Here is a 23,542-nt window from a genome sequence, read left to right on the forward strand (position 1 = left end):
CGGCAGAGGGTCGAGGCAGTGCCGCTGCGTCCACCACGCCGCTCCTGGCGTAACGCAAGGCAGCCGGCACACCGCCGGCTGCCATGCCAACACACCAGGAGAAGCCATGACACCCACCCGTTTGCGCAGCGCGCCGCTCGCGCTCGCCGCGACCCTCGCGCTGTGCGCCGCCGCCCATGCCTCCAGCCACCGCGAGGCGCCGTTCATCACCACGCAACCCAAGGTCGACGCCACCGATTTCTACATGTTCCGCAGCTACGAGGCCGACCGCACCGACTACGTCACGCTGATCGCCAACTACCTGCCGCTGCAGGACGCCTACGGCGGCCCGAACTACTTCTCGATGGATCCGAACGCGCTGTACGAGATCCACATCGACAACAACGGCGACGCGAAGGAAGACCTGAGCTTCCAGTTCCGCTTCAAGAACACGCTGAACAACGTCAAGCTGCCGATCGGCGACAAGAACGTCGCGATCCCGCTGATCCAGGCCGGGCCGGTCACCGACGTTCGTTCAGCCTCGCTGAACCTCACCGAGACCTACACCGTCGACGTGGTGCGCGGCGACCGCCGCAGCGGCAAGCGCAGCGCGATCACCAACGCGGCCGGCGGCAGTGCCACCTTCGACAAGCCGGTCGACAACATCGGCGTGAAGACCCTGCCCGACTACGCCGCCTATGCGGCCAAGCACATCTACAACGTCAACATCCCGGGCTGCGCGATGCCGGGCAAGGTGTTCGCCGGCCAGCGCAAGGACCCGTTCGCGGTCAACCTCGGCACCATCTTCGACCTGGTCAACGCGCCGGTGGCCGTGATCACCGACCCGGCGCTGATCAATGCGGCACCGAACACCATCGACGACAAGAACGTCACGACGCTCGCGCTCGAGGTGCACAAGAGCTGCCTGACCGCCGGCACCGACCCGGTGATCGGCGGCTGGACCAGCGCCAGCCTGCGCCAGGTGCGCCTGCTCGACCCGACGCCGAAGGCCGGCCACCAGACCACCGAGAAGGCCGGCGGCGCCTGGACCCAGGTCTCGCGCCTGGGCATGCCGCTGGTCAACGAGGTGGTGATCGGCCTGCCCGACAAGGACCGCTTCAACGGCTCGAAGCCAAAGGACGACGCGCAGTTCGCCGCCTACGTCACGAACCCCACGCTGCCCGCGCTGCTGGAGATCGCGCTGAAGCTGCCCGGCACCGCACCGAAGAACCTGCCGCGCACCGACCTCGTGACGGCCTTCCTGACCGGCATCAAGGGCGTGAACCAGCCGGCGAACGTGACGCCCTCCGAAATGCTGCGGCTGAACACCGCGATCGCCCCGGTGGCCTTCGCCGACCAGAACCGGCTCGGCATCGTCGGCAACATCCTCGCGGGCGGCAGCGACAACGCCGGCTTCCCGAACGGGCGCCGGCCGAAGGACGACGTGGTCGACGTCTCGCTGGTCGCGGTGATGGGCGGGCTGTGCATGGCCAATGGCGACACCGACAAGTTCGGCTTCGGCGCGGCCTGCAAGCCGGCCAACGTGCCGCTGGGGGCCACCTCGCTGAAGCTGCATGACGCGGTCGACCAGGCCGTGGTGCCGCTGCTGCCGGGCTTCCCGTACCTGACCACGCCCATCGGCGGCACGCATTGAGGAGCGCAGCATGAACAACCAGCTTCTTCAAGCGCTCGGCACCAGCCTGGTGGGTGCCGCGTTGCTGGCAGCGTGCGGTGGCGGAGGGTCCGGCGGCGACGCGCCGGCCCCGGATGAAACCGCGGTGCCGGTCAGTGCGGCGGCCACGCCGGCGGCGTACACCGAGTACGCCGCGGCGCGGGTGAACCTGGCGTCCGACAGCGGCGAGCCGCTGAGCCTGGACGCCATCACGAGCGTGCCGACCAGCGAGACCGACGAACCGGCCACGCTGTGATCTGAACCCGTGGCCCGGAGGCCCCTCCGGGTCACGGCCCCTCTTCCACGCGAGGTGACGATGCTTCACTCGATCTTCCGGTGCTGGCCGGTTGCGCTGCTGCATGCCGCGCTGTGCCACGCCGTCCCCTTCGTTCCGGCCGGTGACGACACCCTCGTCGAACGCCTGCCGGCCCGCATCGGCAACCATGCCGAGCGCCAACAGCAACGCACGCTGCGCGAGCAACTGCGCCAGCACCCGGCCGAACTGCAGCTCGCGACGCGGCTGGCGCGCGACGCCATCGACCGCGCCCGCCGCGACGGCGACCCGCGCGAACTCGGCCAGGCCCAGGCGGCCCTGGCACCGTGGTGGACCCTGCCTCACCCGCCGGCGCCGGTGCGCCTGCTGCGCGCGATCGTGCGACAGAGCCAGCACGACTTCGCACCGGCCCTGCAGGACCTCGATGCGCTGTTGCAGCCCGGCCCGCAACCGGTGCCGCTGGCCCTCCAGGCCCAGGCCGAGCTGACGCGCGCCTCGGTGCTGCAGGTGCAAGGCCGCTGGCGCGAGGCCGACGCCGGGTGCGAACGCCTGCTGGGGGCGCACTACGCGGCACTCGGCGGCGCGGTGCGGCTGCCGGCGCAGGTCTGCCGCGCCGAGTTGATGAGCCTGCAAGGCCAGGCCGCATCCGCAGCGACCAGCCTGGCAGCACTGGCTCGCGAGCCAGAAGCCGACATCGGCTGGCTGGCGCTCGTGCAGGCCGAACTGGCCGAGCGCCGCGGCGATGCATCTGCCGAGGCGCTGTACCGGCGCGCGATGGCAGCGTCATCGCCGCCCGACGTCTACACGCTGGCCGCCTGCGCCGACTGGCTGCTGGCGCAGCACCGCGAGCGCGATGTCGCCACGCTGCTGGCCGGCCGCGAGGATGCCGACGCCTTGCTGCTGCGCCTGGCGATCGCCTGGAAGCGCAGCGCCGACCCGCGCGCACCGCAAGCCATCGCGACCCTGGCCGCGCGCTTCGACGCGGCCCGCCTGCGCGGCGACCGCAGCCACGGGCGCGAGCAAGCGCGCTACGAACTCGATCTGCTGGGCGATGCGCCAGCCGCGCTGTCGAGCGCGCAGGCGAACTGGGTCGTCCAGAAGGAACCGGCCGACGCGCTGCTGCTGGCACGCGCCGCGCTGGCGGCGGCGCAACCCGAGGCGGCGCAGCCGGTGTGGCAACGGGTCCGCGACACCGGCTGGCAGGATGCGCGCCTGCAGGCACTGGCCGGGAATGGCTCATGAACGCGCGCCACCTGCTGATCGCCTGCCTCGGCGTGCTGCCGCTCATCGCGCAGGCCCACAAGCCGAGCGATGCCTACATCCAGCTGAAGGTCGAGGCTGCCATCGTGGAACAGCGCTTCGACATCGCGCTGCGCGACCTGGAACGCGAGCTCGCGCTCGATGCCGACGATGACGGGCAACTCACCTGGGGCGAGGTGCGGACCCGCTGGGCCGACATCGACCGGCTGTCGCTGCAAGGCCTGTCGGTGCAGGCCGACGGCGCGCCGTGCACGCCCGGCGCCATCGGCGCGCAGCAGCTCGACGAGCACAGCGATGGCCGCTATGCGGTGTTGACGCGACGCTGGACCTGCCCCGCGCCGGTTCGAAGCTTGACGCCCGTCTACCAGCTGTTCGCGCAGAGCGACCCGACGCACCGTGGCATCGTCCGCGTGCAACAGCAGGGGCGCGACGAGACCGCCGTGCTGGTACCCGGTGCCGCGCCGCACAGTTTCGGCGTTGCCGCCGAGTCCGCTGTCTCCGGCTTCTTCGGTTTCGTCACCGAAGGCATCCACCACATCCTGATCGGCAGCGATCACATCCTGTTCCTGCTCGCGCTGCTGTTGCCGGCCGTGCTGGCATCGCCGCGGCTGAAGCCGGTGCTGGCCGAGGTGCTGCGCGTCGTCACCGCCTTCACCGTGGCGCACTCGATCACGCTCGCGTTGGCCGCCTTCGATCTGGTGAACCCGCCGTCGCGCTGGGTCGAATCGGTCATCGCGGCCAGCGTGGTGTTCGCGGCGCTGAACAACCTGGTGCCGATGGTGCGCGAGGGCCGCTGGAAGCTGACCTTCGCGTTCGGGCTGGTGCATGGCTTCGGGTTCGCAGGTGCGCTGAAGGACGCCGGGCTCGCGCAAGGCGCCCTCGCGCTGCCGCTGCTCGGCTTCAACCTCGGTGTCGAGCTCGGTCAACTCGCGATCGTCGCCCTCTTCGTGACGACCGTCTGGGCGCTGCGCGCGACACGCTTCTACCGACACGTGCTGCTGCGCGGCGGCTCGGCGCTGATCGTGCTGGTCGCGGTGCTGTGGTTGACCGAACGCGCCTTCGACATCAAGCTGGGCGTGGCCAGCGCCCAGGTGGCAAGCGCCCAGATACCATGGGCGGTGCGGGACCCTCTCGCCGGGGAGACGAGATGAAAGCAGCCATCCTTTCGCCAACGCGGGCAGCGACCATCGCCACCGCCGTGCTGGTCGGCGCCCTGGCCGTACCGCATGCACGCGCGGCCGACGCCCTCACCACCGACCGCCCCGACTTCGTCGAATCCAGCGATGTCGTCGGCCGCGGCCGTGTGCAGATCGAGACCGGCCTCGGCTTCGAGCGCAACGAGGCCGACGGCCTGAAGACCCGCACGCGCAGCACGCCGACGCTGCTGCGCCTGGGCTTTCGCGACGACATGGAGTTCCGCGTCGAGACCGACGGCCTGCTGCGCACCCGCACGCAAGACCTGTCGAGCGGCCTCACGCAGACCGAGCGCGGCGCGGCCGATACCTCGATCGGCATCAAGTGGCGCACGCAGGAAGGCGACGAAACCCGCGGCACGCCGGGCATGGCCTGGCTGGCGCACGTCGACCTCGACACCGGCTCCAGGGCGTTCCGCGGCCAGGGCCTGCGCCCGTCGCTGCGCTTCGTCGCCGAATGGGATCTGCCGAACGACATGTCGATCGGCGTGATGCCCGGCGTGGTCGCCGACAAGGCCGACGACGGGTCGCGCTTCGCGTCCGGCATCTTCGCGGTGACGCTCAGCAAGGGCTGGTCGCCGGCTTGGCACACCTTCGTCGAGATCGCCGGCCAGCAACTGGCGAGCAGGGCGCACGGCGGCAACGTCGTCAGCTTCGACTTCGGCGCGTCGTACCTGGTGAACGATTCGCTGCAGCTCGACCTCTCGGCCTCGCGCGGGTTGACCCGCGACACGCCCGATCTGCAATGGGGCGTCGGCGTCTCGTACCGCTTCTAGGACCGCCATGGCATGGACGACGTGCTGGTGAAACCGTTTCGCTTCGGCGAAGTGGAGGGCGTGCTGCAGCGGTGGATACGCGTACGCGGCTGAATCGATGCGGGCCGATGGGACGAATTGCCGGCATCCACCACTCATGCGGACAACCACTCCCGTGTTTCCCCATGCGCACCCCGACTTCGCCTCCGCTGACACCCAAGCCCCCTGCCCAACAGCCGCCCATCCCCGAGGTTCCTGCACGGGTCAGGCCGCTCCGCGGAATCTTGCGGGCCCGCGGCCTCGCCACGCAGGACGCTCCCTCCATCGAATCGATGAAGGCAGGCGTCGACAAGCTGCTGGCGAACGCCGAAAGAGAGGTCAACGATGCCCTGGAAAAAGAATCGTTGACGACGCTCCTCGACCATCACGAGGTCGGGATCTCCGAGACGCTGGGCAGCATCTTGCCTGTCACCTGTTCCGGTCGCCCCGACGTCGATGCGACCCAGGACGACTTCACCGTGCACGGGGTGCTGGAAGGCTTCACCTCGAAGCATCTGGAGCAGCTGCGGGCCGCCGCGGACAAGTGCGATGTCCGCGCCTTCGAGGAACTGCTCGAGAAAGCCTCGGTCGACCTCGGCGGCGGCCCGAGAGAGAGGCCGCTGGAGGCCTCCCTGCGAGCCATGCTGCCGCAAGTGACCTCCTGCATCACCGAACTCGAATCGGCCCTGAAGCCCCTGCTGTCAGCTCATCTGGAGAGGTTTCAAGAACAACGGCCGCCACGGCAACCAAGCCCCTGCCCAGCGCCCCGCGCCTTCTCGGATCAAGCCGTGTCCACGTGCCTGGCGACGCTCCAGCGCGCCGCCGACAGGGGCCATGCCCGCGCCTACCTGGCCGCCCTCGCCGAGCTTCGCAGCCATCCCCTCGGGGTCGTCACCTTCCCTGACGAGATCAGCGACTCGACGATGCAGGCGCAGGTGTAGCCGGGTCGTTCGGCCTTCCATGCGCCGATCACGCAGCCGCTGCAGGCCCCCCGTTTGCCATGCCCTGCAGCACGGTGGCAGGATGCACGGTTCCCGCCGCCCTTTCGAATGGAGCCGACCGCATGCCAGGCCGACCACAGGCTGTTCCCTTTCTGACACGCATCACGCGCTCATTGCTGTTCACGCTGCTGTTGACGCTGGGCGCCGCCACCGCGACGGCCCAACCCGCCGATGATGCCGACGCGGTGCTCGAATCCGCCCGCCAGCGCGTCGATTCGATCGAGAAGCGCCTGCAGGCCGACAGCCCCGATGCCGAGCTGGTCGCGATGCGCGACGTGCTGCTCGAGATCCAGCAGCATGCCGAGCAGATCGCGCAGACCCAGGCGCCCGAGCTTGCGCGGGCGCAGGCGCGGCTGACCGAGCTCGGTGCCGCCCCCGACGGCACGCGCGAGGACAGCGACGTCGCGACCCAGCGCGACAGCCTGCAGAAGACCACCGAGTCGCTGAACGCGCGCATCAAGCTCGCACGGCTGCTGTCGGTCGAGAGCCTGCAGCTCGCCGACCAGGCCGCGCGGCAGCGCCGCTCGCGCTTCCAGGCGCACCTGTTCGAGCGCACCGATGCGCTGCTGAGCACCTCGTTCTGGCACGACCTGCGCGATCTCTTCTCGCCGGGCGAGGCCACGCCCTCGCCGTGGCAGAACCAGCTCGGCGCGGCATTCGCCCGCATGTCGGCCGCCGCGTGGCTGGCGTGGCTCGGCGTTGCGCTGATCGGCATCGCGCTGCGCATCGCGCTCGGCCGCGTCGTCACCCGGCTGGCCGCCACGCATTCGCCGGCCGCGCGCGTGCGCCGCACGCTGTACGCGCTGGCGCAGACGCTGCTGCGGATGCTCGTGCCCGGCGCCCTCGCGTGGGGCCTGGTGCTCGGCCTGAACTGGCAGCGCCCGACGCCCGAGCCGCTGCACGGCCTTCTCGCGAGCTTCGTCGGCGCGGTGGTGTTCTCGGCCTACCTCGCCGGGCTCGGGCGCGCGCTGCTGGCGGCCGACCAGCCGGCCTGGCGGCTCGTGCCGATGSCCGACGCGCTGGCGCAGGCGCTGCGCCGGCAACCGGCGGTGATCGCCATCGTGACGCTCGCCGGCTGGCTGATCCAGCGGCTGGCCGTGCTGGCGCAGGCCGATCTCGCGGCCGAGGTCGCGATCAACTGCGTCTACGCGCTGGTGCTGGCACTCGTCGTCGGCCGCAACCTGCGCCATGGCGAGCGGCTGCGCCGCGCCGCGCTGGCCGCGGCGTCGGCCGAACCTCAACCGGACCCGACATCCCCGCTCGACGCGCTGCCGCGACCGCTGTGGGTCTCGCTGATGCTGGGCGGCGTGTGGCTCGCGCTGGTGGCGAGCGTCGTCTGCATCGTGATCGGCTATGTGGCGCTCGGCGGCTTTGTCGCGCGCCAGGTGGTCTGGGTGTTCGTCGTCTCGCTGACGGCCTACCTGCTGACCTTGCTGGTGGGCGATGTCTTCGACACCTGGGTGCGCTCGCCGCCGCTCACCGATCCGGACGCCGAGGCACCCGATGGCGCGATCGAGGCGCACTCGGACGCCGCGGTGTCGCCGTCGCACCTGCGCAACCAGGTCGCCGTGATCGGCGCCGGCGGCCTGCAGCTCGCGGTGCTGCTGGTGGCGCTGGTGCTGATCCTCGCGCCCTTCGGCGAAGGCCCGGGCGACCTGTGGCAACGCCTCGGCCAGCTCGATGTGGGCGTTGCGGTCGGCGAGCTGCAGGTGCGGCCGATCGCGGTGCTGCGCGCGCTGCTGGTGTTCGGTCTCAGCATGCTGGCGGTGCGCGCGCTCAAGCGCTGGCTGACGCGCAGCTTCCTGCCGACCACGCGGCTCGACGCCGGCATGCGCAGCTCGACCACCACGCTGTTCGGCTTCGTCGGCACGGTGCTCGCGATCGCGTTCGGGCTGTCGGCCATCGGGCTGGCGCTCGACAAGATCGCGTGGATCGCGAGCGCGCTGTCGGTGGGCATCGGCTTCGGGCTGCAGGCGGTGGTGTCGAACTTCGTGTCGGGGCTGATCCTGCTGGCCGAGCGGCCGGTGAAGGTGGGCGACTGGGTCACGCTGGGCGGCATCGAGGGCGACATCCGCCGCATCAACGTGCGCGCGACCGAGATCCAGATGGGCGACCGCTCGACGGTGATCGTGCCGAACTCGGAGTTCATCACGAAGACGGTGCGCAACGTCACGCACGCGAGCCCGCTGGGGCTGGTGCAGATCAAGCTGCCGATGCCGCTGGACACCGACACCGAGCGGGTGCGCGACCTGCTGCTGCAGGCCTTCGTCGAGCACGACGACGTGCTGGAGACGCCGGCGCCGAAGGTCTACCTCGACGGCTTCGACAACGGCAACCTGGTGTTCAACGCCACCGGCTACGTGTTGTCGCCGCGGCAGTCGTATGCGGTGAAGAGCGCGTTGCTGTTCACCGTGCTGGGCGGGCTGCGCGAGGCGGGGGTGCCGATGTCGAAGCCGGCGGCGATGGTGCTGCGCGATGCACCGCCGCTGCCGTGAGCGCCGGCGGGTGACGGTCCCGTCGACCGTCAGCGCGACCGCCGACGACTAGGCGGAGGGGTGTTCATGGGCTGGCGTCGCGATTCAAATGGTTTGACCTTCCAGCGCTTTCTCACCCTTCAGCTTTGCCTTCGAGAGGTCGCTCGCATACAGGGCGCGAAATGCCTTCATGCACGAACTGAACTGCCCCTGCGGGCTGCACGTGACATCGATCAGCGCGTTCAATCGCCGCTGCAATCCGAGGGCCGGACTCGAGGCAAGGAATTCCAGGTTCAACCACAACTGGCCCAGCATCTCGGCGCGTCGGCTTGTCAGGTCTTCGTGATTGAGCTGGAAGAACGAAATGGTGGTCACCGCCCGCTCGAACGCTGGCCCGGTCTTGTGCTTCGGAATAGCCAGCACACCATCGAAGGTGATGAGTTCCTGCGGATCCTCGTCGATGTCGGACACCGGATAGACCAGAAGCGCCCGTTCGCCTGCCATCTGCGACGGATCATCGGCCGCCAGATCGCGTGGGCCACGCACCGGAAAGTAGTTCGATTTCAGCGTCGAGTTGCAGCGCGTGCAAGCGATGGCGTAGTTGAAGGGGTGGTATGCGAGTTGGTAGTAGCCCTGGGTGCTGCCCGTTCCCATGGCGCAGGGCGGCTGGAAGTTCGCCAGGTACGTCAGGCTGGTGCCGGGCCAGGTCTTCACGCTCTGCTTGGGCCGGAAATGCTCGACCTCATGCACTTTGCTGGCGTAGCTCGCGCCTTGCAGCTTCGTTTCGCAATAGGCGCACTTCTCGTGCTGCAGGCGAATGTAGACGTCTTTGATCTCACCCCAGAATTCCGAACCACCGGTGTAATCGCGCGCCTGTGCATAGGCTTGCGTGCGCACTCGGGCACGACCGATCCAGTTCGGCTTCTCAACAGTGATCAGATCGATCAGCTGCTGCGGATCGACAGGGTAGCGAACCATGCCGATGTCTACTTCGATGCGACAGGGGCCTTGCGCCGCGCAGCGGCCCGCTTGGGCTGCTGAACGGCCAAGGCCTGCACTTCGGCCTTCGGCAAGCCCTTGGAGAGCAGCTCCAGGTACTTCATCGAGGCGGTCGGGTCGCCACCGACCGCCTTGCTGGCCAGCTGAGACAAGGCCTGCGACACCTCCATGGCGCGCGTGCTGTCCAGGCCGAAGTACGGCGACAGCAGGATCTGCTCGGCACTGCGTCCGTGCACCCGCTCCGGCAGGCGTTTGATCACCGTGCTGCCGTCTTCCTCCGCCAGCAGGAACAGATTGCCGGCCTCCAGCGACCCGACCACCAGCGGGCTGTGCGTGGTCACGATGAACTGCATCTTCGGCAGCGCACGCGCCAGCGTCGGCACGACCACGCGCTGCCACTCGGGGTGCAGGTGCAGGTCGATCTCGTCGAGCAGCAGCACGCCGCTGACGTCGCGCAGCTTGACGCCACTGCCCGCGCCCATGCAGACGTGGAACAGCATGTCGCCGATCCAGCCGATGTAGGCGCGGTAGCCGTCGGACAGCGCGCGAAACGGCAGCGACACCCCGTTCATCGTGAACAGGTGTTCGGTGCCGCTCTCGGTCTTGGCCGCCGTCTTCTGCATGCGGCAGGCGTCGGGCAGCAGCTCGTTCATCAGGGCGACGACCTGCGCGTAGCGGCCCTTGTTGCTGACGGCGTAGGCCGGCAACCAGTACGACAGCGGAATCAGCCCGAGGTGATCCTCGAACAGGCTGGACACGCGCTCGTAGGGGCGCAGCCGCGACTTGGTGCGGGCGCTCTCGTCGACCCGGGTCGAGGCCTCCACGCGACGCGTCGCACCATAGCCGACGACGAAGAACGCCGAGGCGCGGTCGTCGAACTGCAGCCGCTCGATCGTGCCCTGCACGCCCGGCGGCGTGCTGCTCCATTGCAGCCGCTCGGTGGTGCCGATGCGCGTCACCGTCGTCACCATCTGCAGTTGCTTCTCTTTGGCCAGCGCACGTGCGTAGCTCGGCAACTCGCCCGACGCCAGCGCGACATCGGCCGTGATGCGCGCCGGCGGCAGCTTGTCGAGTGCCGCCGCCTTGACCGGCTTCGCACCGGGCGGGCGGCGGATCAGCGACTCGGGCACGAAGCCGGACGACGAACTCATCAACGGTCCCAGTGCAGCCAGTGCCGCGGCACGCAGCACACTGGTCTTGCCGAGCCCGTTGCCCCCCAGCATCACGTTGACGTTCGGCAGGCTCAACTGCGGCGTGCCCGGCGCGTTCAGCGCCAGCGTCACCGACTCGAGCGAGCGCAGGTTCTCGATCTTCAGCTGCTTGATGTACATGCGAGGTCTCCGACGGGCGCAGTCTAGGGCCTGTTCAGACCGCCCACGGCGCGGGTGCCGCCGCATCCACCCCGTACTTCGCGACCGCCTGCGCCAGCACCCCGCGCTCCAGCGTGCCTTCGCGCACCAGCGCCTGCAGCGCCGCCAGCACCACCTGGTGCCGGTCGACCTCGAAGAAGCGGCGCAGCTGCTGGCGCGTGTCGCTGCGGCCGAAGCCGTCGGTGCCGAGCGTCGCGTAGCGCGCCGGCACGAACTCGGCGATCAGCTGCGGCCACGCGCGCACGTAGTCGGTCGCGGCGATCACCGGGTCATTGCCGGCCAGCAGCGTCGCCACGTGCGACACCGCCGGCGCACCGCCCAGCCGCTCAGCGCGGTCGCATTCGCGGGCCTCGCGCGCCAGCTCGCTGAAGCTCGTCACGCTGAACACCTCGCTCGCCACCTTCCAGTCGGTGGCCAGCAGCTCGGCCGCGGCGATCACCTCGCGCAGGATCGCGCCGCTGCCGAGCAGCCGCACGCTGCCAACCTTCTTTCTCACCGCCTGCGCCTGCAGCCGGTACATGCCGCGCAGCAGGTCGGCCTGCGCCGCGTCCGGCAGCGACGGCTGCGCGTAGTTCTCGTTCATCAGCGTGATGTAGTGGAACTCGTCGCACTGCTGCTCCAACATGCGGCGTGCCGCGTGGTCCATGATCACCGCGACCTCGCCGGCGAAGGCCGGGTCCCACGCGCGGCAGTTCGGCACCATCGCGGCCATCACCAGGCTGCTGCCGTCCTGGTGCTGCAGGCCCTCGCCGCCGAGCGTCGTGCGGCCCGCGGTGGCGCCGAACAGGAAGCCGCGCACGCGCTGGTCGGCGGCCGCCCAGATCAGGTCGCCGACGCGCTGGAAGCCGAACATCGAGTAGTAGATGTACATCGGCAGCATCGGCAGCCCGTGCACGCTGTACGAGGTGCCGGCCGCGATCCACGACGCGAGCGCGCCGGCCTCGGTGATGCCCTCTTCCAGCAGTTGCCCGTCCTTCGCCTCGCGGTACGACAGCATCGAGCCTGCGTCCTCCGGCTCGTACAACTGCCCGTGCGGCGAGTAGATGCCGATCTGCCGGAACAGGCTCGCCATGCCGAAGGTGCGCGCCTCGTCGGCGACGATCGGCACGATGCGCGGCCCGAGCGCCTCGTCCTTCAGCAGCCCGGCGAACATGCGCACCGCGGCCATCGTGGTTGACATCTCCTTGCCGTCGGCCTGCAGCGCGAAGCCGCCCCAGCCGGCCAGCGGCGGCACCGGCAGCACCGGCGCCTGCGGCTTGCGCGCCGGCAGCGCCCCGCCGAGCGCGCGGCGGCGCTCGTGCAGGTAGACCATCTCGGGGCTGTCGTCGGCCGGCTTGTAGAAGCGCAGCGCGGCCACGTCATCGTCCGACAGCGGCAGCGCGAAGCGGTCGCGGAAGGCCTTCAGAGCACTCACGTCGAGCTTCTTCGCCTGGTGCGAGGTCATGCGCGATTCGCCGACCCCGCCCATGCCGAAGCCCTTCTTGGTCTTCGCGAGGATCACCGTCGGACGGCCCTTGTGCGCCCGCGCCGCGGCGAAGGCCGCATGCAGCTTGCGGAAGTCGTGCCCGCCGCGCTTCAGCGCATCGATCTCGTCGACGCCCATGTGCGCGACCAGCGCCTGCACCTGCGGGTCCTGCCGGAAGAAATGCTCGACGTTGTAGGCGCCGTCGTTCGCGCCCAGCGTCTGGTACTGGCCGTCGACGGTGGCAGCCAGCCGCTGCAGCAGCACGTGCTGGGTGTCGCGCGCGAACAGGGCATCCCAGTCGGAGCCCCACAGCACCTTGACGACGTTCCAGCCGGCGCCGGTGAACAGCGATTCGAGTTCCTGGATGATCTGGCCGTTGCCGCGCACCGGGCCGTCCAGCCGCTGCAGGTTGCAGTTGACGATGAAGGTCAGGTTGTCGAGCTGCTCGCGCGCGGCGAGCGTCAGGCCGGCGATCGATTCCGGCTCGTCCATCTCGCCGTCGCCGAACACGCCCCACACATGGCGCTGCGCGGTGTCGGCCAGGCCGCGGTGCGCCAGGTAGCGCATGAAGCGCGCCTGGTACACCGCGCTCAGCGGGCCCAGGCCCATCGAGCCGGTCGGGAACTGCCAGAACTCCGGCATCAGCCACGGGTGCGGGTACGAGCACAGGCCGCGGCCGCCGACCTCCTGGCGGTAGTTCGCGAGCTGCTCCTCGCTGAGCCGGCCTTCGAGGAAGGCGCGCGAATAGACGCCCGGCGCCGAATGCGGCTGGAAGTACACCAGGTCGGCATCGCGCCCGCCGGGCGTGCGGCTGTCGTCGCCGCGGAAGAAGTGGTTGAAGCCCAGCTCGAAGATCTCGGCCGCCGACGCATAGCTCGCGATGTGGCCGCCGAGTTCGCCGTAGGCCTGGTTCGCGCGCACGACCATCGCGAGCGCGTTCCAGCGCGTGATCGCGGTCAGGCGTTCCTCGATCGCGAGGTCGCCCGGGTAGTGGCCCTGCCGCTCCAGCGGGATCGTGTTGCGGTAGGCCGAGTACGGCTGCACGTGCGGCACGATGCCCAGCTGCTGCGCCTGCTCCTCCAGCAGCTCCAGCAGGTACAGGCCGCGCTCGCTACCGCTCTCGGCGACGGTGGCGCGCAGCGCGTCGAGCCACTCCTTCGTCTCCAGCGGGTCGGTGTCGTTCGCGGCCTGGGCGAGCAGGTGGCGGGGGGTCTGGCCGTTCATGGGGCGGTCCTGCAGCGGGGGAGCCAAGACTATAGAAGAACATGTTGAAACCGCGTGCGGAACCGCCCCCGGCGGGACATTGCATAGACTCGCCCACCCGGCCCGCCGTTTGCCCGCTGTCCGGCAGTTGTCTTGAAGGATCCCGATGTCGCCATTCCACCCCGACCCATTGCCCACCGTGCCCGGCTTCGAGCCCGCGCCCGTGTGGCGCGAGCGCCTGCTGCGCATCGCGCTGTGGTCGGGGCTCGCTGCCGCGGTGCTGGCCGTCGCGCTCGGCATCTACATCGTGGTGCTGCTGCGCATCACGCCCAGCATCGACGACCTGAAGCAGGTGCAGGCGCAGCAGCCGAGCGTGCTGCTGTCGGCCGACGGCCAGCAGATCGCGAGCTTCCGGCGCGCGCAGCAGGAGCGGCTGACGCTCGACAAGGTCTCGCCCTTCGTCGTGAAGGCGCTGGTCGCCACCGAGGACAAGCGTTTCTACGATCACCACGGCATCGATTTCATCCGCTCGTTCGGCGCGGTGCTGCACAGCGCCACCGGCGACATGCAGGGCGGCTCGACCATCACGCAGCAGCTGGCGCGCAACCTGTTTCGCGACGAGGTCGGGCGCGCCCGCACCCTGCACCGCAAGGGCAAGGAATGGGTCACCGCGATGCGCATCGAACGCGTCTACGACAAGACCCAGATCCTCGAGGCCTACCTGAACACCGTGCCGTTCCTGTACAACGCGGTCGGCATCGAGATGGCGGCGCGCACCTACTTCGACACCTCGGCCGCCGAGCTCGACGTGCTGCAGAGTGCCACGCTGGTCGGCATGCTGAAGGGCACCCAGTACTACAACCCGGTGCAGCACCCCGAGAGGGCGCTCGCGCGGCGCAACGTGGTGCTGTCGCAGATGGCGAAGGCGCAGGCGATCACCGACGAGCAGCTGCGCACGCTGAGCGCGCAGCCGCTGCAGCTGCACTGGAGCCGCCAGCCCGATTTCCCGGCCACCGCGCCGCACTTCGCGGCCTATGCGCGCAAGTGGCTGCTCGACTGGGCCGATGAGCATGATCAAGACCTGTACGCCGACGGCCTGGTGATCGAGACCACGCTCGACAGCCGGATGCAGGATGAAGCCGTGCGGGCAGTGCAGGCACAGACCGACCTGCTGCAGCAGGTGGCCGACGCCGAATGGAGCCGCCCCACGCTGCCGCCGGTGTCGAACGCGCCCGAGGCCTACGCGAAGCTGCTGGGCAAGGCCGAGCCGTTCGGCTTCTTGTGGACCGGGCGGCGCGACCTCGTCACCGCGTTCCTGCGCGAGTCGCCGGAGTTCAAGCAAGCGGTCGAAGGCGGCGCGGGCCCGGGCGAAGCGCTCGAGAAGCTGCGCGCCGATGCGCCGTTCATCGCGAAGCTGAAGGCGCAGAAGACTCGGCTGGAGGCCGGCTTCGTCGCGATGGACCCGCGCAACGGCGAGATCCGCGCCTGGGTCGGCAGCCGCGATTTCGCGCAGGAGCAGTACGACCACGTCGCGCAGGCCGAGCGCCAGCCCGGTTCGACCTTCAAGCCCTTCGTCTACGGCGCCGCGCTGGAGGCAGGCTTGACGCCCGACCGCACCTTCGTCGACGGGCCGGTCGAGGTCACGATGGGCGGCACCGTCTGGCGCCCGACCGACATGTCGGGCTCGACCGGGCAGCCGATGACGATCCGCGACGGCCTCGCGCTGTCGAAGAACACCATCACCGCACAGGTCATGCAGGAGGTGGGCATCCCGCGCGTGGTGGCGCTCGCGAAATCGCTCGGCGTCGACCAGAGCCCGCTCGAGCCGGTGCCGTCGCTCGCGCTCGGCACCAGCCCCGTGACGCTGCTGGAGATGGTGAACGCCTATGCGTCGATCGCGCAGGTGGGCAGCGTGCACAAGCCGCTGTTCGTCAAGCGCATCAAGGACCGCAGTGGCCGGGTGATCGCCGAGTTCGGTGAATCGCCGCGTCGCGGCATGTCGCCCGAGGCCGCCACCGACCTGATCGACATGATGCGCGGCGTGATCGCACGCGGCACCGGCACGCAGGTGCGCACGCGCTTCGGCGTGACCGGCGACCTGGCCGGCAAGACCGGCACCACGCAGAAGAACACCGACGGCTGGTTCATCCTGATGCACCCGGAGCTGGTGGCCGGCGCGTGGGTCGGCTTCAACGATGCGCGGGTCACGCTGCGCAGCAGCTGGTGGGGCCAGGGCGGGCACAACGCGGTGCGGCTGGTCGGCGATTTCTTCCGCGATGCGCAGAAGAAGGGGCTGGTCGACCCGAAGGCGAGCTTCCCACCGCCGCGCGTGCCGCCGGTGCCGGCGGTCGAGCCGGCGGCGTCGGCGCCCGAGGGCGCGAACGAGGGCGAGGGTGGCAGCCTCGATCCGGCGAACGGCGACGACCAGCCGCCCAAGACCTCGGAGGAGCTCGGGCAGGTGCTCAGCGGCATGGGCCTGGACCCGAAGACCGGCGTGCCGAAGTCGCCGGGCGATCGGCCTGCGCCGCGGCCGCAACCGAGCCCCCCGAGCCCTCTACCGATGGTTCCATTCCATGAAGAGCCGGCGCCGCCACCCGCGGCACCGGCGGCTTCTGACACCAGCCCATGAGGCTTTCGACGACCTGACCCGGGAGAAGACCAAGATGAGCTTTCCGATGACCTGGCTGCGTGCCGCGCAGCCTGCCCTGCTTGCCCTGCTGATCGCAGCGACGGGCGCGCTCCACGCGCAGCCGGTGGCCGCGCCCGATGCGGCGGCTTCTGCTGTGACATCGGCCGAGGCCGCCGCCTTGCGCGCCCTGCTCGATGCCGACCTCGCCGAGAACTTCCGCCGCGAGCCGCTGTGGGCCACGGTGCTCGGCATCCCCGGCTACAACGCGCAGCTCGCCGACCTGTCGGACGCCGAAGAGCAGCGCCGGCAGGCCTACCAGCGCGAGACCTTGGCGCGCGTGCAGGCGATCAGCCCGACCGGCCTGCACGGGCAGGATCGGGTGTCGCGCCAGCTGCTGCTGGAGAAGATGCGCATCGGCGTCGAGTCGCAGCAGTTCGTGCATTCGAAGGAGCTGGTGCTGACCACGCTGTGGGGCATCCAGTCGATGATGCCGCTGGCCGCGCAGATGACGCCGATGCGCAGCGCCGACGACTACCGCGACTTCACCGCCCGCGTGAAGGCCGTGCCGCGCATGGCGGACCAGGTGCAGCAGCGCCTGGTGCTGGGCCTGCAGTCGGGCTGGGTGCAGCCGCGGGGCGTGGTCGATCGGGTGATCGCCGGCATCGACGCCCACCTGGTGGCCGATGCGGACGACAGCGTGCTGCTGAAGCCGTTCAAGGGCTTCGTACCGGCGGTGGCGGAGGGCCAGCGCGACGAACTGCTGCAGGCCGCGCGCATCGCGGTGCGCGACGACTACCAGCCGGCGCTGCGCCGCCTGCGCGAGTTTCTCGCGACCACCTACCGGCCAAAGGCGCCGGTCGACGTCGGCCTGGCGGCGCTGCCGGGCGGCGCGGCGTACTACGACTTCCTGATCCGCACCGGTATCGTGCCGGACCAGGACGCCGGCAAGATCCACGCACTCGGCCTGCGCGAGGTGGCGCGGCTGCGGCGCGAGATCGCGCAGGTGGCGCGGCAGACCGGCTTCAAGGGCAGCACGCAGGCGTTCATGCACTACGTGAGCCACGACAAGCGCTTCTTCTTCACCTCCGAAGAGGCAGTGCTGGCGAGCTTCCGCGCGATGTCGGCGCGCATCGACCCGCAGTTGCCGACGCTGTTCCACAGCGTGCCGCGCATGGCTTACGAGGTGCGTGGCATGACGGCGTCGGAGTCGGCCAGCAGCACGGCGGCCAACTACACGCCGGGCTCGCTGGAGCTCGGGACGCCCGGCTATTTCACGGTGAACGCGCGCGGCTTTGCCGGCGAGCCGACCTGGGAGGTGGAGACGCTGTTCATGCACGAGGCGGTGCCGGGGCACCACCTGCAGGGCGCGCGCTCGGCCGAGATCGAGGGCCTGCACGACTGGCGCCGCCGTGGCGGCTGGAACGTGGCCTATGGCGAAGGCTGGGCGCTGTACGCCGAATCGCTGGGCTTCCAGCTCGGCATGTACCGCGACCCGTACCAGCACTACGGCCACCTGCAGGCGCAGCTGTTCCGTGCGGCGCGGCTGGTGGTCGACACCGGCATCCACGCGTACCGCTGGCCGCGCGCGAAGGCGGTCGACTACATGATCCGGCAGGCCGGGCTCGAGCCGGCGAACGCCGCCAGCGAGGTCGACCGCTACTTCTCGAACCCGAGCCAGGCGCTCGGCTACCTGCTGGGCAAGCGCAAGCTGCTGGAGCTGCGCGAGCGGGCGCAGAAGGCGCTGGGCACCCGCTTCGACCTGCGCGACTTCCACGCGGTGGTGATCGACAGCGGCACGATGCCGTTGTCGGTGCTGGAGCAGCGGGTGGATGCCTGGATCGCGCGCGGTGGCGGGCGGCCGGATGCGGAGGGCTGATCGAGCTGGGAGAATGCGCGGATGACGACGACCGAAGCACCGCTGATCCAGATCGCCCGCCGCTACTCGCACATCGGCATGCAGGTGGCGAAGGCCTACCACCAGCGGCAGGTCGAGCTGCAACTCGACAAGGTGCTGATGCCCGACCGCCTGTCGACGCCCGCTGGCACCCAGGCCTCGATCGCGACGCTCGGCGAGCTGCGCGAGCTGACCGCGACCCACCGGCAGGCATATCAGAAGCTGATGGTGGGATTCGCCGGCGAGATGGCCAAGGCTTTGGAGGATTTGCCCGAGGCGGTGCGCGATGCCGAACGGGATCGCATCGTGCCGATGCTCGAATGGCAGTTCAACGCGCAGCGCGAGTTCTACGAGAACCGCGACCGCTGGATCGCCGCGGCGGAGCAGGTCTGCGAGCTGATCGAAGAACGGCGCGCGAAGCTGACCTTCACCGACGACGGCGTGCTGTTCGAGGCCGACGAGGACCTCGACCGCTTCCAGTCGCTGATGAGTTCTCTCGACGAGATGCAGCAGCGCGAGACCGAGCAACTGGCGCAGCGCATTGAGCGGATGAAGCGCTCGGCCGCGGCGCTCGGGATGAACTTCAGCGACTAGGCGCTGCTCGCTTTGCAAGGCCATTGCGTCCGGACGGTCGCATGACGGCTACGATGGGCCTCAACTTGTCGAGACCCTCATGAACCAACTCCTGCTGCAACCCGCCGCCACGATCACGGCCGCACTGATCACCAACCCGGCACCGGGGGTGACACGCACGAAGATCGAGGACGTGGGCGCGCTGTTCACCATGGTCTACAACGAACTGGCCAAAGCGGCTGCCGCCGACACCGAAAAGGCGAAGACGGCGACCTCCTGAGGCCGGGCAGAACCTCGGCGGTTCTGCTCAGCTGCTCTGCTCAGCGGTTCTGCTGCGGCGGACGCCCGAGGTGGCGGAACGTGATCCGCCCCTTGCTCAGGTCGTACGGCGACATTTCCAGCGACACGTTGTCGCCGGCCAGGATGCGGATGTGGTGCTTGCGCATGCGTCCCGACGTGTAGGCCACCAGCTTGTGGCCGTTTTCCAGCGTCACGCGGAAACGCGAGTCCGGCAGGATTTCGTTGACGACGCCGCTCATTTCGATCAGTTCTTCCTTGGCCATGAGGACACTCCTTAGGGGTTGGACGGGGATGGCACGGCCGCGCTGCGGCCCGCGACCCAGGCGAGGCCCTGGTCGGTGGCGTAGCGCAATGCGGCGCGTGCGGTCTGGAAGAGCGGCGAGAAGCGCATCACCCGGTCGTGGGTGGCGCTGCCGCGGCCGCTGCGGATGGAGACGGCGGCCTCGTGGCGGCCGTCGCTGCGGGAATGGCTGAGTGGCGAGACGAGGTATCTGCCGATTTCGATCGAGGTCTTGATGCAGTTCTTTCAAGGGCGCGACCGGCTTGCGAGTGCCATCAAAAACGGCTGCTGCAGCGTCGGTCGGGAGTAGGGGCGTCGATGCCGTCAGAGGATGCAGCCCGCGGGACAGGCCGCCCGACACGCGCCAGGAGGAAGCACGGAGTCTACCACTGCGGCTTTTTCCAGGCCATGCCCGCACGGCGGTATCCCCGTGAACGACTCGGCGTTCGAGGCCGGCAGCGTGTCATGCCGATGACCCATGTGGCAGTGATACGGTGGCATGGCCGCTGACGGGCGGTAGCCTGTTTCCCTGAGCACGATCTCCGGAGCTTGACATCCGTAGCCCATGGGCTACATTCTCTCGATGCGTGTCGAGAAGACGGAGGCCTATCGAGAGTGGCTCGACGCGCTCAAGGACCGTGCCGGGAGGGCGCGGATCCTGGTGCGGGTCGAGCGCCTGATCGATGGCAATCCAGGGCAGCACAGGGAGCTGACCGAGGGCATTGCCGAGCTGAAGATCGACTTCGGACCCGGGTACCGCGTCTACTACTCTCGCAGGGGTGATCGCCTTCTTCTTCTGCTGGCCGGCGGCGACAAGTCGTCGCAGCAAAAGGACATCGCCAAGGCCATTGAACTGGCAACGCATTTTGAGGAGTAGCCTGCCATGCCCAAGACCGAGTCGAAGAAACCCGTCCGAACGAAGGTGACGCCGTACGACGTGGCAGAGCATCTGCGAACGCCGGAAGAAATGGCGGCCTACCTGGATGCCTGGCTTGAAGAAGCGCCGGATGACGCCGCGGGCATCGCGCGCGCATTGGGCGATATTGCGCGGGCCAAAGGCATGAGCCAGGTGGCCAAAGAGGCGGGCCTGAGTCGCGAAAGCTTGTACCGCGCGCTCAGTGCCGAAGGCAATCCCAGCTTCGCCACGGTGCTGAAGGTGGCCAAGGCGCTGGGCTTCAGGCTGCACGCCTCGGCCCTCTGACCTCAGCCCTTCTTCGGCCTCTCCAGCGAATCCCGCAGGATCAGCTCCGGGCTGAACTCGCGCGACACCGGGAGTGCGGTGCCGAAGCACAGGTTCGACAGCAGCCGGCAGGCGTTCAGCCCCATGTCGCCGACGACGATGCGAATCGTCGTCAGGCGCGGCGACAGCCACGCGGCGATGTCGGTGTCGTCGTAGCCCATCACCGAGACGTCGCCCGGCACCGTGAGGCCGGCGGCTTGCAGACGCGACATCGCACCCATCGCCATCTGGTCGTTGCAGCAGAACAGCGCGGTGAAGCGCGCCCTGTCGGCCAGCAGCTGCTCGGTGCCGGCCCAGCCGCTCTCGGCCGCGAAATCGCCGGTCATCGTCGGTACCGACTCGCGCGCGATCCCGGCCGCGGCCAGCGTGTCGAAGAAGCCCTGCAGGCGCAGCCGGTTGTCCGGCGCGCCCGACGGCCCCGCGATCACCGCGATGCGGCGGTGCCCATGCTCCAGCAGCGTGCGCGCCGCGAGCGCCCCACCGGCCTTGTGGTCGACCGTGAAGCAATGGCTGCGCATGCCCTTCACGTCACGGTTGACCACCGCCAGGTTCGGGAAGCGCCGCTTCAGCGCCAGGATGTCGGCATCGCGCAGCGCATAGGTGGTCAGCAGCATGCCCTCGCACTGCCGGTCCATCAGGAACTCGATGCCGTTCAGCGCCTGCTCGCGCACGTCTTCGCCACCGTGGCCGTTGGCGATCACCATGTGGCGGTCCAGCGCGCGCAGCTCCATGTCGATCGCATGCAGCATCGGGCCGTAGAACGGCCCCTTGAAATCGGGCACGTAGACGCCGATCGCGTTGGTGCTCTTCATCGACAGCGCGCGCGCGATCCGCGAGGGCCGGAAATCCAGCTGCTCGATCGCCGCCTGCACGCGCGAAGCCGAGTCGGCCGAGAACGGCCCCTTGCCCGAAATCACGCGTGATGCCGTGGCAACGCCGACACCTGCCAGTCGCGCCACATCCTTGATCGTGCCCACTGATTGCACCTGCCCCAGACTACCGAATTGGGTCGGATCATAGTCTGGAGCTTGTGCAGGGCCGATTCGAGGTGGTCGCAGACTGTGTCCGGCACCGCCCGGTTCCCGGGGTCAGTAGTCGTCGCGGCCGTGGGTGGCGGTCGTGAAGCCGAGGAACTGCATCGAGCTGCCGTCCGGGCGTCGCGCCTTCGCGAGCGCCTGGAAATTCGGGATCGCGACGCCGCGGTTCATGTAGCCGTTGACCGCGATGTCCATGTAGCCGGCCTCCAGGTGCTGGCCCTTGCAGTTGCGCACGCCGGTGCCGCTCTGCAGCGACTTCGCCATGTACTCCAGCCCCTTGGCCAGCCGCGGCGTGGTCTCGCCCGACGCCTTCCACAGCCACACCGACGTGTCGCCGGCCTGGATCACCGCGATCTCGGCCGCCTGCGCCAGGCCTTCGAGGTTGTACTGCGGATGCGTGCAGTCGCGGTCCTTCAGCTCGTTGACCTCGCCGCTCGAGAAGACCGACAGCGGGATCATCTCGGTGACGCGTTGCAGGCCCGCCGCGTAGCGCGTCGGGTTGTCCTGGTAGGCGCCGGCCGCCATCATCGCCAGGCCAGCCGACACCGCCCAGTTGTTCACCCGCGTGCGCGCCTTCGCGGCCTCGGTGTACTGGCGGTCGACGAAGCCGCTGAAGGTGGTGATGTCGGCCTGGGCCCAGCCGGCCTCGCCGTTGTTGTGGTGGCGGATGATCTCGGCCGCGCTGACCCACACCGGCAGCATCCACGCCGCCTCGAGCTGCACCTGGGCCGCGTTGGTGCCCGAGGCCACCGAGAAGCTGCGGAAGGTCTTGCCCCAGTCGTTCAGGATCGCGACCGCCTTGTCGCGGTGCCGCACGTCACCGGTCTTCACCCAGCGCAGCGCGTTCAGGTAGGCCGCCTGCGCGTCGTTCTTGAAGCGCGCCTCCTGGTCGCCGATCGCGCTGCCCACCACCTGCACGTTGGACAAGGCCTTGTGCGAGTAGGTGTAGGCGCTGCGCGAGTCGTTCATCACGACCTGGTAGCCGGTCTTCAGCACGCTCGGGTTGGCCGAGTTCTGCGCGGCCTTGAAGCTGTCGAGCCGCGCCTGCGTCAGGAAGATGCCGGGGTGGCGGAAGGTGGTCGGCGTGATGGCCTTCGCACCTTCGCGTGCCACCGACGCGTCGTCGGTCGGCGCGTCGGCCACCTGGGCACTGTCGTCGGACGCCGACGCCTGCGCGGTGTCGTCTTCGCCGGTGTTGCCACCGCCGCACGCCGCCAGCAGGGCCAGCGTGAGCGGGGCGAGGGCCCAGCGCAAGCGCCGGGTCATGGTTTGATTGCTTTTCATGCGGATCTCCTCGCTCACTTGATGCTGTAGCTGTCGCCGTAGACCTTCCAGTTCAGCGGCGTGTTCAGGTCGAAGTTGCCGGCCTTCAGCCAGACGCGCTGCGCGGTGTCGACGCGCGTCGTGTCGCTGTGGGCCTCTTCCTTGTTCATCTCGACCACGCGGGCATCCATGAAGGCGTTCAGGTAGGTGGCCTCGTCGCCGCCCTGGGCGGGGGTCTTGGCCTTGGCCATCGCCGCCTTGCGGACGCTCATCGCGCCTTCATAGCCGTGCATCACCGCCGCGTCGTAGTAGGCGAATTGGCCGAGTGCGCGCAGGCCGTCACTCTTGGCCCGGCTGACCGAGGGGTTGAAGTAGACGTTGTCGCGTTCGTAGTCCTGCGACTGCTGGAAGATCACGTCGGCGGCGGCGGTCTTCCAGTCGCCGGTGTAGTTCGGATCGAGCCCGGCGTGCGACTCGGTGTTGTTCACCTTCTTCAGCGCCGGCAGGTACTTCGACAGCACGTTGCCCGGCTTGCGGTTGGTGTACTCCTGGACGACTTCCAGCATGTCGCCGGTGCCCGAGCAGAAGCCGATGATGCCGGCGGTGTAGCCGCGGCCGTCATGGATGTCCTGGATGTAGGCG

The 23,542-nt window shown here is 69.3% G+C and carries 20 protein-coding genes; 13 read left to right on the forward strand and 7 right to left on the reverse strand.

Annotation, left to right across the window (positions count from 1 at the left end; translation table 11 throughout):
* Positions 1-106: 106 nt before the first annotated feature.
* From ACXJLU_RS19655 to ACXJLU_RS19685, 7 genes are all read left to right on the forward strand, one after another.
* Positions 107-1,633, forward strand: coding sequence for a DUF4331 domain-containing protein (locus ACXJLU_RS19655; RefSeq protein WP_457333830.1), 1,527 nt, complete (start codon positions 107-109; stop codon positions 1,631-1,633).
* A gap of 10 nt (positions 1,634-1,643) precedes the next feature.
* The gene (locus tag ACXJLU_RS19660; RefSeq protein WP_457333832.1) at positions 1,644-1,907 is read left to right on the forward strand and encodes a hypothetical protein; all 264 of its coding nucleotides are present in this window, start codon (positions 1,644-1,646) and stop codon (positions 1,905-1,907) included.
* A 60-nt stretch (positions 1,908-1,967) separates the two neighbouring features.
* A complete protein-coding gene (locus ACXJLU_RS19665) occupies positions 1,968-3,167 on the forward strand; it encodes a hypothetical protein (protein ID WP_457333834.1) in 1,200 nt (399 codons plus the stop codon).
* Positions 3,164-4,336 carry a HupE/UreJ family protein gene (locus tag ACXJLU_RS19670; RefSeq protein WP_457333836.1) on the forward strand — a complete coding sequence of 391 codons (1,173 nt, stop codon included), beginning with the start codon at positions 3,164-3,166 and terminating at the stop codon, positions 4,334-4,336. The genes ACXJLU_RS19665 and ACXJLU_RS19670 overlap by 4 nt, the downstream gene beginning before the upstream one ends.
* Entirely contained in the window at positions 4,333-5,154 is an 822-nt protein-coding gene (locus ACXJLU_RS19675) for a transporter (protein ID WP_457333838.1), read from the forward strand. The genes ACXJLU_RS19670 and ACXJLU_RS19675 overlap by 4 nt, the downstream gene beginning before the upstream one ends.
* A 311-nt stretch (positions 5,155-5,465) precedes the next feature.
* Positions 5,466-6,113: a hypothetical protein gene (locus ACXJLU_RS19680; protein ID WP_457333840.1), complete on the forward strand. Its 648-nt coding sequence runs from the start codon at positions 5,466-5,468 to the stop codon at positions 6,111-6,113.
* A gap of 122 nt (positions 6,114-6,235) precedes the next feature.
* Positions 6,236-8,668 carry a DUF3772 domain-containing protein gene (locus ACXJLU_RS19685; protein ID WP_457333842.1) on the forward strand — a complete coding sequence of 811 codons (2,433 nt, stop codon included), beginning with the start codon at positions 6,236-6,238 and terminating at the stop codon, positions 8,666-8,668.
* An 84-nt stretch (positions 8,669-8,752) separates the two neighbouring features.
* Here ACXJLU_RS19685 and ACXJLU_RS19690 read toward each other — a convergent pair whose 3' ends face one another.
* Genes ACXJLU_RS19690 through mdeB form a run of 3 tightly spaced genes read right to left on the reverse strand, consistent with a single transcriptional unit; the run spans position 8,753 to position 13,705 of the window.
* Positions 8,753-9,625 (reverse strand): HNH endonuclease family protein, encoded by an 873-nt coding sequence (locus ACXJLU_RS19690; protein ID WP_457333844.1) that lies wholly within the window; start codon positions 9,623-9,625, stop codon positions 8,753-8,755.
* An 8-nt stretch (positions 9,626-9,633) separates the two neighbouring features.
* Complete coding sequence (locus ACXJLU_RS19695; RefSeq protein ID WP_457333845.1) at positions 9,634-10,977, reverse strand: AAA family ATPase; 1,344 nt, start codon at positions 10,975-10,977, stop codon at positions 9,634-9,636.
* Positions 10,978-11,011: 34 nt separating this feature from the next.
* Entirely contained in the window at positions 11,012-13,705 is a 2,694-nt protein-coding gene (gene mdeB / locus ACXJLU_RS19700; RefSeq protein WP_457333847.1) for an alpha-ketoglutarate dehydrogenase, read from the reverse strand.
* Positions 13,706-13,850: 145 nt separating this feature from the next.
* Here mdeB and ACXJLU_RS19705 point away from each other — a divergent pair, with 145 nt between their 5' ends.
* From ACXJLU_RS19705 to ACXJLU_RS19720, 4 genes are all read left to right on the forward strand, one after another.
* A complete protein-coding gene (locus ACXJLU_RS19705; protein ID WP_457333849.1) occupies positions 13,851-16,313 on the forward strand; it encodes a penicillin-binding protein 1A in 2,463 nt (820 codons plus the stop codon).
* Between the two features lie 34 nt (positions 16,314-16,347).
* Complete coding sequence (locus ACXJLU_RS19710; RefSeq protein WP_457333851.1) at positions 16,348-18,189, forward strand: DUF885 domain-containing protein; 1,842 nt, start codon at positions 16,348-16,350, stop codon at positions 18,187-18,189.
* A 21-nt stretch (positions 18,190-18,210) separates the two neighbouring features.
* Positions 18,211-18,801, forward strand: a complete 591-nt coding sequence (locus ACXJLU_RS19715; protein ID WP_457333853.1) for a hypothetical protein — start codon at positions 18,211-18,213, stop codon at positions 18,799-18,801.
* 79 nt (positions 18,802-18,880) lie between these two features.
* Positions 18,881-19,060 carry a hypothetical protein gene (locus ACXJLU_RS19720; protein WP_457333855.1) on the forward strand — a complete coding sequence of 60 codons (180 nt, stop codon included), beginning with the start codon at positions 18,881-18,883 and terminating at the stop codon, positions 19,058-19,060.
* 40 nt (positions 19,061-19,100) lie between these two features.
* Here ACXJLU_RS19720 and infA read toward each other — a convergent pair whose 3' ends face one another.
* Positions 19,101-19,343 carry a translation initiation factor IF-1 gene (infA, locus tag ACXJLU_RS19725; RefSeq protein WP_047501667.1) on the reverse strand — a complete coding sequence of 81 codons (243 nt, stop codon included), beginning with the start codon at positions 19,341-19,343 and terminating at the stop codon, positions 19,101-19,103.
* A gap of 582 nt (positions 19,344-19,925) precedes the next feature.
* Here infA and ACXJLU_RS19730 point away from each other — a divergent pair.
* Together ACXJLU_RS19730 and ACXJLU_RS19735 are read left to right on the forward strand one after the other, a co-directional pair.
* A complete protein-coding gene (locus ACXJLU_RS19730) occupies positions 19,926-20,237 on the forward strand; it encodes a type II toxin-antitoxin system RelE/ParE family toxin (protein ID WP_457333857.1) in 312 nt (103 codons plus the stop codon).
* A gap of 6 nt (positions 20,238-20,243) precedes the next feature.
* Positions 20,244-20,561, forward strand: coding sequence for an addiction module antidote protein (locus ACXJLU_RS19735; protein ID WP_457333859.1), 318 nt, complete (start codon positions 20,244-20,246; stop codon positions 20,559-20,561).
* A gap of 2 nt (positions 20,562-20,563) precedes the next feature.
* Here ACXJLU_RS19735 and ACXJLU_RS19740 read toward each other — a convergent pair whose 3' ends face one another.
* The 3 genes from ACXJLU_RS19740 to ACXJLU_RS19750 form a co-directional block, all read right to left on the reverse strand.
* A complete protein-coding gene (locus tag ACXJLU_RS19740) occupies positions 20,564-21,577 on the reverse strand; it encodes a LacI family DNA-binding transcriptional regulator (RefSeq protein WP_457333861.1) in 1,014 nt (337 codons plus the stop codon).
* 111 nt (positions 21,578-21,688) lie between these two features.
* The gene (locus ACXJLU_RS19745) at positions 21,689-22,921 is read right to left on the reverse strand and encodes an alginate lyase family protein (protein WP_457333863.1); all 1,233 of its coding nucleotides are present in this window, start codon (positions 22,919-22,921) and stop codon (positions 21,689-21,691) included.
* A 14-nt stretch (positions 22,922-22,935) separates the two neighbouring features.
* The coding region (locus ACXJLU_RS19750; RefSeq protein WP_457333865.1) for a chitosanase at positions 22,936-23,542 on the reverse strand (607 nt) is incomplete at its 5' end.

This window comes from Rhizobacter sp. P5_C2 (assembly GCF_054049715.1).

Coding starts and splice junctions, on each gene's coding strand:
- ACXJLU_RS19655 (WP_457333830.1), top strand. CDS start 107: ATGACACCCACCCGTTTGCGCAGCGCGCCGCTCGCGCTCGCCGCGACC.
- ACXJLU_RS19660 (WP_457333832.1), top strand. CDS start 1,644: ATGAACAACCAGCTTCTTCAAGCGCTCGGCACCAGCCTGGTGGGTGCC.
- ACXJLU_RS19665 (WP_457333834.1), top strand. CDS start 1,968: ATGCTTCACTCGATCTTCCGGTGCTGGCCGGTTGCGCTGCTGCATGCC.
- ACXJLU_RS19670 (WP_457333836.1), top strand. CDS start 3,164: ATGAACGCGCGCCACCTGCTGATCGCCTGCCTCGGCGTGCTGCCGCTC.
- ACXJLU_RS19675 (WP_457333838.1), top strand. CDS start 4,333: ATGAAAGCAGCCATCCTTTCGCCAACGCGGGCAGCGACCATCGCCACC.
- ACXJLU_RS19680 (WP_457333840.1), top strand. CDS start 5,466: ATGAAGGCAGGCGTCGACAAGCTGCTGGCGAACGCCGAAAGAGAGGTC.
- ACXJLU_RS19690 (WP_457333844.1), bottom strand. CDS start 9,625: ATGGTTCGCTACCCTGTCGATCCGCAGCAGCTGATCGATCTGATCACT.
- ACXJLU_RS19695 (WP_457333845.1), bottom strand. CDS start 10,977: ATGTACATCAAGCAGCTGAAGATCGAGAACCTGCGCTCGCTCGAGTCG.
- mdeB (WP_457333847.1), bottom strand. CDS start 13,705: ATGAACGGCCAGACCCCCCGCCACCTGCTCGCCCAGGCCGCGAACGAC.
- ACXJLU_RS19705 (WP_457333849.1), top strand. CDS start 13,851: ATGTCGCCATTCCACCCCGACCCATTGCCCACCGTGCCCGGCTTCGAG.
- ACXJLU_RS19710 (WP_457333851.1), top strand. CDS start 16,348: ATGAGCTTTCCGATGACCTGGCTGCGTGCCGCGCAGCCTGCCCTGCTT.
- ACXJLU_RS19715 (WP_457333853.1), top strand. CDS start 18,211: ATGACGACGACCGAAGCACCGCTGATCCAGATCGCCCGCCGCTACTCG.
- ACXJLU_RS19720 (WP_457333855.1), top strand. CDS start 18,881: ATGAACCAACTCCTGCTGCAACCCGCCGCCACGATCACGGCCGCACTG.
- infA (WP_047501667.1), bottom strand. CDS start 19,343: ATGGCCAAGGAAGAACTGATCGAAATGAGCGGCGTCGTCAACGAAATC.
- ACXJLU_RS19730 (WP_457333857.1), top strand. CDS start 19,926: ATGGGCTACATTCTCTCGATGCGTGTCGAGAAGACGGAGGCCTATCGA.
- ACXJLU_RS19735 (WP_457333859.1), top strand. CDS start 20,244: ATGCCCAAGACCGAGTCGAAGAAACCCGTCCGAACGAAGGTGACGCCG.
- ACXJLU_RS19745 (WP_457333863.1), bottom strand. CDS start 22,921: ATGAAAAGCAATCAAACCATGACCCGGCGCTTGCGCTGGGCCCTCGCC.